Genomic DNA, 11,246 nt, shown 5'->3' on the forward strand with positions numbered 1-11,246 from the left:
GACGCTTCCATGACCGACATCGAGCGTGGCTCCAGGTAACAATAGAGAGGGTGGCAGCGGGCCGCCCTCTTGTTGTTTTGCGACACGACGCGAAAGGAGTGTTTCCCCCACATGGACGCGATCCGGTCACTACTTCCCGGGGGATCCTCCTACTACCTGCTCTGCGCCGTCGTGCTCGTGGTGGCCTACCTGGTCAACACCACCTACATCACGGTGTTCTACCACCGTGGCCTCGCCCACGGCGCCGTCACCCTCAAGCCCTGGCTGCGGCGCTTCGTGGCCGTCACCGGCAGCTGGGTGACCGGTATCGACCCCAAGGCCTGGGCCTGCATGCACCGCCAGCACCACACCTACTCGGACACGGCCAAGGATCCGCACAGCCCCCTCAACAGCAACGTCTTCGCGGTGATGCTCGACCAGCTCCGCTCGTACGAGCGCATCCTGGTCCAGCTGCTCAAGGGCCGTCCCGACACCACCGCGATCGTCGCGGACCTGGACTTCCCCGTCAGCTGGGTCAACCGCAAGCGGGTCTGGTACCTGCCCTACGTCGCGCAGATCGCTATCGCGATCGCCCTGGGCGTCTTCACGGGCGGCTGGCTGCTGGGCGCCTGCTACTTCTTCGGGCTCATGAGCCACCCGATCGAAGGCTGGCTGGTCAACTCCTTCGCCCACGCCTTCGGCTACCGCAACTTCGAGACCGAGGACAACTCCCGCAACAACACCCTCATCGCCTGGCTCGTCATGGGCGAGGGCTACCAGAACAACCACCACGCCCACCCCGGCTCGGCCAAGTTCGCCTTCCGCCGCTTCGAGCTCGACCTGGGCTACGTGGTCTGCCTGGTCCTCAAGGGCCTCGGACTGATCGAGATCCCGCGCTACGACGCCGCCCCCAAGCGCGTCCCCGCCCAGTCCTACTAGTCCCAGACCTCCCAATCCACCCGACGCCGCCGGCCTTTCGAGGCCGGCGGCGTTTGGCGTGCGGGCCCCACGCGCAACAAGCCGACATAAAAAGTATCCAAAATTTTGGACTCCAACGACCAGGCGCCAGCTAGAATCGAGCCCCTTCCCATGCCCCTCAAACCGAGTCAGTAGCTGACTTTCACGAAACGGAGGCCCTATGATCGCTCGCTTGCGCCGCCCGCTCCTCTTGGCCCTCGCCCCGCTCGCCCTCGCCGGCACCCTGCTGCACGGCTGCAGCCCCGCCACCAACGGCCCCAGCACCAACGCCACCCCCGACCCATTGATCAACGCGACCCTCGGCGAGACCAAGACCCTCGCCTTCACCATGAAAAAGTGGGAAGGCCCGGACGGCGACCTCGAGTCGAAGAAGACCGCGGTCAACGGTACGTTCCCGAGCTTTACGGTGGCCATGAGCAAGAAGGCTTCCGCGATCAAGGCCCCCGCCGACCTGAGCGACCTGAAGGCCAAGGTCGAGGTCCCCCTGGAGGAGGCCAACGTCATCACCGGCTCGAACGCCGACGCCATGCTCCGCAACGCCCGGATCGCCGAGTTCTACTTCGAGGCCACCAAGTTCGCCAAGGCCGGCTTCACCCTCACGAACTTCCAGACCACCAGCTCCAAGACGAGCTTCGCGCCCGGCGACACCCTCGACGTGACGGCCGACGCCGAGCTGGACCTGCACGGCGTCAAGAAGACGATCCCCGGCCTCAAGCTCGCCGTGACCCTCACCGAGGGCGCCTGCCGGATCAAGAGCGCCGAGGACCTCTCGATCAAGTCGGACGCCTTCCAGCTCCCCTGGCAGGCCCTGCTCCACGAGTGCGGCCACAAGGGCCTGGACGAGGCGGCGACCGTCAGCTTCGACGTCACCCTCACCAATTAGCGCTCCGCGCGCTGCGATCGCCCCCCGGACGAAAGCTTGAAGGTTTCGTCCGGGGGGCTTGTTCAAACGGACGTTTTCCGCCCCCGCTAGCTCCTTTATCCTGAGAGGCACAGAGAGGTGGCCTGCAGGAGGGCCACATGGCAGCCACCGACCCGCGACCCCGTCGCCTGGCGGCGCTGCGTCGCTTGCTTCACGACGAGGGCCTGGACGCGCTCCTCGTCACCCACCTTCCGAACATTCGCTACCTGACGGGCTTCACCGGCACCGCCGCTCAGCTCATCATCTCGGCGCACGCATGCCTGCTCGTTTTGGACTTCCGCTACGTGCAGCAGGCCGCACGCGAAGCGCCGCATTGCACCCTCGTCCAAGCCCACGGGGCGGGCTTCGAGGACGCTACGGTCGAGGCCATCCTGCTCTCCGAGAGCAAGCGCTTAGGCTTCGAGAGCGGCCACCTCAGCTACTGGGACCACGGCCGGCTCGAAGTCCGGCTGGGCAAGGCCGTGAAACTCGTCCCCTCGGGCGGCGAGGTCGAGCGCCTGCGCCTGATCAAGGACGCCTCCGAGATCGAGGCCCTGCGCACGGCAAGCCGCCTGACCCGCGAGGCCGTCGACGAGGTGCTCTCGCACCTGCGCGTCGGCGATAGCGAGGCGGCGATCGCCTCCAAGCTCGAAGCCCGCTTCCGCGAGACAAGCCTCGAAGGGGCCGCCTTCGACACGCTGGTCGCAAGCGGCGAACGCTCCGCCCAGATCCACGCCCGGGTCAGCCCGCACGCCGTGCGCCAGGGCGAGATGCTGCTCATCGATTGCGGGGCCTCCTACCGGGGCTACAAGGCCGACATGAGCCGCACGGTCATGCCGGGGGGCGCTTCCAAGCGCTTCGAAGAAGTCGAGGGCGCCGTGCGTGAGGCGCTCGACAAGGTGATCGCCGCGATCCGGCCCGGGGCGTCGCTCGGGGAGCTGGATGCGATCGCGCGCCAAGCGCTCGCCGAGCATGGGCTCGCCGAGGCCTTTCTCCACGGCCTGGGGCATGGGATAGGGCTCGAGGTCCACGAAGAGCCATGGCTCGCTCCTTGCGAGGAGGGGACGCTCGAAGCGGGGATGACGATCGCCGTCGAGCCCGGGGTCTACCTTGAGGGATGGGGCGGAGTGAGGCTCGAAGAGACGATCCTCGTCACCCCCAAAGGCTGCGAGGTCCTGACTCAGGGCCCCCGCGCGAGCGAGGTTCCTGGTGTGCTATCATTGTGACTAAGTTTCGTCACCCACCGCGTCCTACGCATCACGAGGAATCGCCCAAGTATGATCTCGTCGAACGACCTGCGCCCCGGCACGACCATCGAGATGGAAGGTGTCGCTTACACCGTCGTGGATTTCCAGCACGTCAAGCCCGGCAAGGGCGCAGCCTTCGTGCGTACCAAGCTCAAGAACATCAAGACCGGCAACACCAACGAGGTCACCTTCCGCGCCGGTGAGAAGATCGCCAAGGCCAACCTCGAGAAGAAGGAATACCAGTTCATGTACGCGACTGGTGACGACTTCAACTTCATGGACAACGAGACCTACGACCAGATCGAGCTCACCCGCGAGAAGCTGGCCGATTCGGCCAAGTGGCTCAAGGAAGGCATGATGGTCGAAATCCTGTACTTCCAGGGCGCCATCATGGGGATCAGCATCCCCAACTTCGTCGAACTCGAGATCATCGACACCCCCCCCGGCGTCAAGGGCGACACCGCCTCGGGCGGCGGCAAGCCCGCGACCCTCGAGGGCGGCGCCGTCGTGCAGGTGCCCTTCTTCGTCAACCAGGGCGACAAGATCCGCGTCGACACCCGCACCGGCGAGTACCTCGACCGCGTATAACGATCCTCTCGTCATTGTCGGCGGTGGCCAGGCCCGCGTTCGGGCCGGACGGCTTCGTCTTTACGGCCACCGCCTTTCCAGCACCAAGGAGGCTTCCCGTTGGAACTCGGCATCACCGATATCCGCGCTCTCATCGAACTCGTTGATTCTTCCACCATCGGGGAGTTCACCCTCGAAAGCGGTAGCGTCCGCCTGCAGCTCAAGAAGGCCGTCGCGCCCCAGGCCGCGGTGATCGCCGCTCCCGCCCCCGTGGCGATGGCCCCGGTGGCTGCGCCCGTCATGGCCGCCGTCCCCGCGGCTGCCCCGGCCCCTGTCGCTCCCGCGGCCCCTGCGGCCCCGGTCGAAGCGGCGCCCTCGGCCGCGCGCCACGTGGTCAAGTCGCCCATGGTCGGCACCTTCTACGCGGCTCCCTCGCCCGACGCCAAGCCCTACGCTTCGATCGGCGATCGCGTCGAGGCCGGCCAGGTGCTCTGCATCATCGAGGCCATGAAGCTCATGAACGAGATCGAGACCGAAGTCGCTGGCACCATCTCCAAGGTCCTCGTCAAGAACGGTGAGCCCGTCGAGTTCGGGCAGCCCCTGTTCGAAATCGAGTAGGCCTGTGTTTCGCAAGATCCTGATCGCCAACCGCGGCGAGATCGCCCTGCGCGTCCTGCGCGCCTGCGAGGAGCTCGGCGTCAAGACGGTCGTCGTCTACAGCGAGGCCGACCGCGACAGCCTGCCGGTCAAGCTCGCGGACGAGGCCTACTGCATCGGCCCGGCGCAGTCGACCCAGAGCTACCTCAACATCCCGAACATCATCTCGGCGGCCGTCGTCTCGGGCGCCGAGGCGATCCACCCCGGCTACGGCTTTTTGGCCGAGAACGCGCGCTTCGCGCAGATCTGCCAGGACCACGGCCTCAAGTTCATCGGTCCCAGCGCGGACGTCATCGAGGGAATGGGCGACAAGATCAACGCCAAGGACCTCATGAAGCGCGCGGGCGTCCCCACGGTGCCCGGCACCGACGGCCCCATCGAGGACCTGGCCGAGGCCACCCGCCTGGCCGAAGAGATGGGCTTCCCCGTCATCATCAAGGCGGCGGCGGGCGGCGGCGGGCGCGGCATGCGCATCGTCCAGCACCCCGGCCAGTTCCAGGAGCAGGCGGAGCTCGCCCAGCAGGAGGCGGTCGCCGCCTTCGGCAACGGCGCGGTCTACCTCGAGAAGTACCTGGAAGAGCCCCGCCACATCGAGTTCCAGGTGATCGTGGACCAGGCGGGCAACGCCATCCACCTGGGCGAGCGCGACTGCTCGGTCCAGCGCCGTCACCAGAAGCTGCTCGAAGAGGCCCCCTCGCCGTCGCTCACCCCCGAGCTGCGCGAGAAGATGGGCAAGGACGCCATCAAGGCCGTGACCGCCCTTGCTTACGAGGGCGTGGGCACCGTCGAGTTCCTGCTCGATCGGCACGGCAACTACTACTTCATGGAGATCAACACCCGCATCCAGGTGGAGCATCCGGTCACCGAGCTGATCTCGCGGGTGGATCTCGTCCAGGAGCAGATCCGCATCGCCGCGGGCGCGCCCCTCTCGCTCAAGCAGGAGGATGTGCGCCTGACGGGTCACGCCATCGAGTGCCGCATCAACGCGGAGGACCCCGACAAGGGCTTCCGCCCGAGCCCCGGCACCATCACGGCCTACCTGACGCCGGGCGGCCCCGGCGTGCGCGTCGACTCCCACGTCTACCCCGGTTACACCATCCCGCCGTACTACGACTCGATGGTCGCCAAGCTCGTCGTCTGGGCCGAGGACCGGCCCAAGGCGATCGCCCGCATGCAGCGGGCGCTCAACGAGTACGCCATCACCGGGGTCAAGACCACCATCCCGCTCCACCAGAAGATCCTGGATAACGCATTCTTCCGCAAGGGGGAGGTTTACACCAACTTCCTGCCCCGGCGGATCCTCGGAGGTTAGTTTTGAACACCCGTCGTGTCGCCAGAGAGCTGGCGCTGCTCACCCTCTCACAGGTCAAGCCGACCGACGCCAAGCCGGCCTTGGCCGACCTGATGGGCCGCGCGGCCGCCATGCTCGCAGGCGAGGCCCGCGAGCACCTCAACACCGCCTGTGCGACGCTTGCGCGGGTGCGCGACGAGCTAGCCCGCCTCAACAGCGAGGAGTTCGGTCCTGACCTGGTCCACGAGATGACCCGTGCGGCCATCGTCGGCGGCCGCGGCGACGAGCTGGACGCAGGCGCCATCGAGAAGACGGCCCTCATGTTCTTCCGCCGCGCCAAGGAGCAGGAGGCCATGCCCGAGCTGACCCAGGGTCTGCTCGAGACCTCCATCCCCGAGGCGATTTCGGGCATCGAGCAGGTGCAGCAAGCCGCCGACCTGCTCGCCTGGGCGCTGGAGTGGCCCGCCATGGCCGCTCTCGCCGATTCCACCTCGGTGCGCACCTTCGCCCTGAAGCTGATCGAGCAGTATCACTCCCACAAGGATGAGATCGACGGCGAGCTCGGCAAGGCCGCGGCCAACTGGAAGGTCGAGCGCATGGCGAGCCTGGACCGCGACGTGATGCGGATCGCCCTGGGTGAGCTCAAGTACTCGCCCGAGGTGCCCGTCGAGGTCGCGATCAACGAGGCCGTCGAGCTCGCCAAGAAGTACGGCACCGAAGAGTCCGGCAAGTTCGTCAACGGCGTCCTCAGCGCCTTCGCCAAGGAAGCGGCCAAGATCCGCGCCTAGTTCCAAGCCGATTCCCCGCCCCTTCCCGGGGCGGGGTTCACGCATCTGACCAAACGGCTCCATCGAGCCGCTCACGGCGGCCAACACTCGACACGGGTCCGGGTTTGTTAGATGCTCTGTCGGGTGGGGGATTGCACCGTTCCAACCCCACCGAGGAGATGTCTCCATGTGGTTCAAGCGCAAGCCCGAACAGCCCCCCGTCACGCTCGAGCCGACCGAAGCCCCGGTCGCAGCCCCTGAGCAGCCTGCTCAGACCGCCCAAGCCGAGGCCCCGGCCCCTCAAGAGGCCGAAGCGCCCGCGGAGCAAGCCGAGCAGAAGGGCTTCTGGTCCAAGACCTGGGACTTCCTGAACAAGCCCATCTTCGTGGCCGAGACCGAGGCCATGTCGCAGGCCCTCGAGAAGACCAAGAGCGGCTTCATCGCGCGCATCAAGAAGCTGGGCAACCGCTGGACCAAGATCGACGAGGACATGCTCGAAGAGCTGGAAGAGATCCTGCTCGAGAGCGACGTGGGCCTCGCGGTGGCCGAAGGGGCGATCGCGCACGTCCGCGCCAAGCACAAGCTGGGCGAGGTCACCCCCGAGAACCTCAGCGACGTGCTCGAGGCCTACCTGCGCGAGCAGCTGGGCGAGAGCGCGCCTTTGCCCTACACCCCGAACACCCTGAACATCATCATGCTGGTGGGCGTCAACGGGGTCGGCAAGACGACGACCCTCGGCAAGCTCGCCCGCCGCTACCAGATCGAGGGCCGCAAGGTCCTGATCGCCGCCGCCGACACCTTCCGCGCCGCCGCCATCGAGCAGGTCGCCATCTGGGCCGAGCGCTCGGGAGTGGACCTCATCCGGCACAAAGAGGGCGGGGACGCCGCAGCAGTGGTCTTCGACGCCATCCGCGCGGCCAAGGCCCGCGGGGTGGATACCCTCTTGATCGACACGGCAGGCCGCCTGCACAACAAATCCAACCTCATGGCCGAGCTACAGAAAGTCCGCAAGATCATCGAGCGCGAGGCCCCTGAGGCCCCGGTCGAGGCCCTCTTGGTGCTCGACGCCACCACCGGCCAGAACGGCCTGCGCCAGGCCGAGGTCTTCCAGGAGGCCACGAAGCTCACGGGCGTCATCCTGACCAAGCTCGACGGCACGGCCAAGGGCGGGGTGGTCTTCGGCATCAAGCAGCAGCTGGATCTCCCCGTGCGCCTGGTGGGGCTCGGCGAGAAGGTCGAGGACCTCAAGGACTTCGACGCGGGCGTCTACGTGGACGCGCTCTTCAGCGAAGAGGCCAAGCCCGAAGCGTAGCCTATAGTCAACGAATCCCCTGCCCCTGATGGGGCGGGGGATTCGTTTATTTGCGGTGCCGGTAGGTGATCCGGCCGCGGGTGAGGTCGTAGGGGCTCAGCTCCACCTTGACCTTGTCGCCCATCAGGATCTTGATGAAGTGCTTACGCATCTTGCCCGAGATGTGAGCGAGCACGGTGTGCCCATTGTCGAGCTGCACACGGAACATGGTGTTGGGCAGCGCTTCGAGCACGACCCCTTCCATCTCCAGGGTATCTTCCTTGACGGTGCCTCGGGTCATCTTGCCACCTCCTGCCATGGGACTCGCCTCCCTAGCTTAGGGCAGCCCAACGCTTGCTCGTTCGTCTCGAATAGAGAAGAAGCTCGGCGGATTTGCAACGCATGCGGCCCACGGTGTATGATCGAGGCAGCAAGAGTGTTTAACAAAACTGTTCCGCCTAGCCGCCCACGGCGGCCAACATTCGTAACATGCCTGGTTTTGTTAGACACTCTAAGCGGGGACGTGGCGAAATGGCAGACGCGCCAGACTTAGGATCTGGTTTCGAAAGAAGTGTGGGTTCAAGTCCCACCGTCCCCACTCTAGGCCCTGAGACGATCTCGGGGCCTTTTTCTTTTCGAAGCCACCCCCAAAAGGTGCGTCTTATCCGTCCGCATCGTCCGCACTATCCGCATAAATGGGCGGGACGTAGCGCCCTCGATTCTATGGGCAATGCGGCCATAAAGCTACCCCTCGACCAATGGGCTGGTCTGGCGGATAAGGGCCTGTCAACCTTTCCGCGCTTAAGTTTCAGAGCAAAAAATTAGCGCGCCGATATAGAGCAAAGAGGTAGGGGGGCTTTTGGCCCGCCCCCCCGGGGATGGGGGTGGATTCGTCTCATCCTAAAGGGCTCTAGAGGCCTGCGATTGCCTGCTCAGCCATAGGGGCAGGCTTGGCTAAGCTCGGGCGCCTTCCGCGATCACTCTGTCATAAATGCGCTTCACGGTCATAGCTTGGAACGGCAGGCCACTGGCGGTAACGGCGCCGCGCTCGTTCAGTTGCGCCGCGATCTGGCGGAAGCTAAGGCCCTGTTGCTTGAGGCTCGCGATATTGCCCGCCTGGTTGGCGTAGGCGGTGATGGCCTTGTCCCTGGTTGCCTGAGCGCCCTTCGCCTGGGCGGCTGAGGTTAGGTTCTTGGGGTTGCCAAGCTTAGTGCCACGTTCTCGGGCTGCCGCTAGGGCTGCCTTAGTGCGTGCAGAAATCGCTTCGGCCTCGGCTTCGGCCACGGCGGCTAGGATATGGATGGTGAGCTTGTTGGCTTGAGGCATATCGGCGGCCAGGAAGTCCACGCGGCTTTCCATCAGGCCGCTGACGAAATGGACATTGCGGGCCAATCTGTCCAGCTTGGCGATGAGCAGGGTCGCCTTCTCGCGCTGGGCGTGCTGGATGGCCCGCTTAAGCTCAGGGCGCTCGTTGCCCTTGCGGGTGCCGCTCTCCACGTCAGTGTATTCGGCCAGCACCTGCCAGTCGCCGCCGTTGAGAAATTGCCTGACGGCCGCCTCTTGTGCCTCGAGGCCTAGGCCGCTCTGCCCCTGCCCTTTCGTGCTAACCCGGTAGTATGCGATAAAGCGCCCATCAGCCATCGCAACCTCCTTACTCTTGAATGTCTACTGAATGTAACAGTGCTTCAACGAACAATCAAGCACTGATACAATAGGTATCGAGTGACGGATATGGGGTGAGGGAGGATGTAACCCGCCTTGGGACGTCGCGTCAGCCCAGCCGAGGACTTGTTTTGACTGATGTAATGTAGCTATAATTGCCGCGTCTCGGAATTATTTGTAAGGTTTGGAACGTTGGAAGCAACGTACAGTTTTCCCATAAATATCTACTACTGGTTCTCTTCCCCTTCCGGAGGGAGTCTTGCGAACATCGCTACCTTGGCGGGACTAGGATTTACAATTTGGACTCTAACAAATGTCCGTCAAATCCGAAGTCAGTTAGGGGCAGTCTCTAGGTTGATCGAGATTCGATCGCAAATCACGACAAGACTGTCAACGGTTATAGACCTTATTAGTAACTATGCTGGGAACGAGCGCAAAATTGGTGTGGAGTTCTCTCATGTCTCTAGTTTGGTCAGTTCGCTGCAACCCCATATTCCGGAAGCTACTTGGAATAAGTTAAGCCAATATTCGACGGTCTTGACAGCGTATTTAAATGGTGACAAGAGTGAGGATAAGGCTTGGGGTGTATATGAGTCGATTAGTGGTCTGATTACCAAGGTGGACCAAATCATCCAAGATATGAGGATGGAAAAATAGGATGTTTGAGAACGATCCCAAGTACGTAAAGGCAGTAACCAATCTTTTAAGGAAGACAAAGGCAGGACTGCTCACATGGCAAGTTGAAGAAAGCCATTTTAATGTGCTTGCGGTGAAGATGGGTCAATCTTCTCAGACATACACTGCGAGTTATCAGGGCAAGAGATTTAGGCTATCAGTCCCGGCGTTTGCGTCACTCAATGCGCTGACGTCTGGCGGAAGATTTGGAGTGGGCTCTCGAGCACAGCTTGAAATCGTTAGCCAGGGCGGGGATTCGCTTTTTATGTTTCCATCTGTCAGTGTAATCGACGACCTGTATAAAGCGGTGTCGGATAAGTACAACGAGATCGAGACATTCATCGATAATCTGGCGAGAGAGTAATAGTCACAACTTGGTATTTAATAGACTTCGTCGTGGCTGACTGGACAAGGAACTGAGCAGATATCAGACCATAACTCAATATTGGGCCTTTTTATACTGTGGCCAAATGCGTCGGATTTCGGGTAAAATACCGTAAGATGCCGAAGAAATAATGATTGCGAACTCCTGTCGGTAAGCCAATGCTTGCTCTTCACGCTCAAAGGTGGAAAGCGGCCTAAAAGAACAAAAAATGCTAGCGCTGGCGGTCGGGTTGTGCGCCAGGACAAAAATAATATGCTGTGCTCCGTCATCGGGTAGGTCGCGTTAGGACTATCCCACCGGTCGAGTAATCAGGTAGGGTCAAGGCGACCTAAATTTGCCTTGGCTATCCATTCTAGCAACGGTGCTCGAAGAGAATCTCCGTCGAGTTGAGGACCCCCGCTAAAATTGTTGCATCGCGTATAGCGTCATGGCCAGGTCACGAGCTAACAGGCTCTTGGTAAATGCCATGGCGTGGGTCGAACAGCATGCTGCCGAGCGTTCAGGCTTGTTCCCTGATGCATATGCGGGCCATAGTCTTCGGGCGGGCTTGGCGACCCAGGCCGCTATCAACCAAGTTTCGGAGCGTGCGATCATGAAGCAAACTCGGCACCGCAGCCGCGCGATGCTTGATCGCTATGTGCGTGATGCATCGTTATTCAGGGAGAATTCTTCGGCCTCAGTTGGGCTTTAAGGGCTGGCCAAAGCCTTAGACATCGCGGGTGCCGTCGCTCGAAAATGCTCTCTTGCAAGTCGATAGGCGATTAATATACACTTATTGTTTTTGATGTAATTGACCTGACTCCCGAAAACCGGGTCAGCAAGAATTTGGATCTTCCGGGAATAGAA

11 protein-coding genes and 1 tRNA gene are annotated in these 11,246 nt (G+C 62.7%); 10 read left to right on the forward strand and 2 right to left on the reverse strand.

The features are described from left to right. Positions 1-111 precede the first annotated feature (111 nt). From J7643_12815 to ftsY, 8 genes are all read left to right on the forward strand, one after another. The gene (locus J7643_12815) at positions 112-918 is read left to right on the forward strand and encodes an acyl-CoA desaturase (protein MBO9541463.1); all 807 of its coding nucleotides are present in this window, start codon (positions 112-114) and stop codon (positions 916-918) included. Between the two features lie 199 nt (positions 919-1,117). After that, entirely contained in the window at positions 1,118-1,840 is a 723-nt protein-coding gene (locus tag J7643_12820) for a YceI family protein (protein ID MBO9541464.1), read from the forward strand. A gap of 137 nt (positions 1,841-1,977) precedes the next feature. After that, positions 1,978-3,084 (forward strand): aminopeptidase P family protein, encoded by a 1,107-nt coding sequence (locus J7643_12825; GenBank protein MBO9541465.1) that lies wholly within the window; start codon positions 1,978-1,980, stop codon positions 3,082-3,084. A gap of 51 nt (positions 3,085-3,135) precedes the next feature. Further along, on the forward strand, positions 3,136-3,693 hold the full coding sequence (gene efp / locus J7643_12830; protein ID MBO9541466.1) for an elongation factor P: 558 nt from the start codon (positions 3,136-3,138) through the stop codon (positions 3,691-3,693). Positions 3,694-3,792: 99 nt separating this feature from the next. Continuing rightward, on the forward strand, positions 3,793-4,290 hold the full coding sequence (gene accB / locus J7643_12835; GenBank protein ID MBO9541467.1) for an acetyl-CoA carboxylase biotin carboxyl carrier protein: 498 nt from the start codon (positions 3,793-3,795) through the stop codon (positions 4,288-4,290). 4 nt (positions 4,291-4,294) lie between these two features. Then, entirely contained in the window at positions 4,295-5,641 is a 1,347-nt protein-coding gene (accC, locus tag J7643_12840) for an acetyl-CoA carboxylase biotin carboxylase subunit (protein ID MBO9541468.1), read from the forward strand. A 2-nt stretch (positions 5,642-5,643) separates the two neighbouring features. Beyond that, positions 5,644-6,408 (forward strand): transcription antitermination protein NusB, encoded by a 765-nt coding sequence (nusB, locus tag J7643_12845; GenBank protein MBO9541469.1) that lies wholly within the window; start codon positions 5,644-5,646, stop codon positions 6,406-6,408. A gap of 166 nt (positions 6,409-6,574) precedes the next feature. Beyond that, positions 6,575-7,699 (forward strand): signal recognition particle-docking protein FtsY, encoded by a 1,125-nt coding sequence (gene ftsY / locus J7643_12850; protein MBO9541470.1) that lies wholly within the window; start codon positions 6,575-6,577, stop codon positions 7,697-7,699. Positions 7,700-7,745: 46 nt separating this feature from the next. Here the strand turns inward: ftsY and infA are convergent, their stop codons facing one another. Beyond that, on the reverse strand, positions 7,746-7,979 hold the full coding sequence (infA, locus tag J7643_12855) for a translation initiation factor IF-1 (GenBank protein ID MBO9541471.1): 234 nt from the start codon (positions 7,977-7,979) through the stop codon (positions 7,746-7,748). Positions 7,980-8,195: 216 nt separating this feature from the next. Between infA and J7643_12860 the strand changes: the two genes are divergently transcribed. Continuing rightward, positions 8,196-8,276 (forward strand) — tRNA-Leu (locus J7643_12860). Between the two features lie 356 nt (positions 8,277-8,632). Here the strand turns inward: J7643_12860 and J7643_12865 are convergent. Further along, positions 8,633-9,319 carry a recombinase family protein gene (locus J7643_12865; GenBank protein MBO9541472.1) on the reverse strand — a complete coding sequence of 229 codons (687 nt, stop codon included), beginning with the start codon at positions 9,317-9,319 and terminating at the stop codon, positions 8,633-8,635. 679 nt (positions 9,320-9,998) lie between these two features. Between J7643_12865 and J7643_12870 the strand changes: the two genes are divergently transcribed. After that, on the forward strand, positions 9,999-10,379 hold the full coding sequence (locus tag J7643_12870; GenBank protein MBO9541473.1) for a hypothetical protein: 381 nt from the start codon (positions 9,999-10,001) through the stop codon (positions 10,377-10,379). Positions 10,380-11,246 lie beyond the last annotated feature (867 nt).

It is taken from the genome of bacterium, assembly GCA_017744355.1.
Classification (GTDB): Bacteria; Cyanobacteriota; Sericytochromatia; order S15B-MN24; family UBA4093; genus JAGIBK01.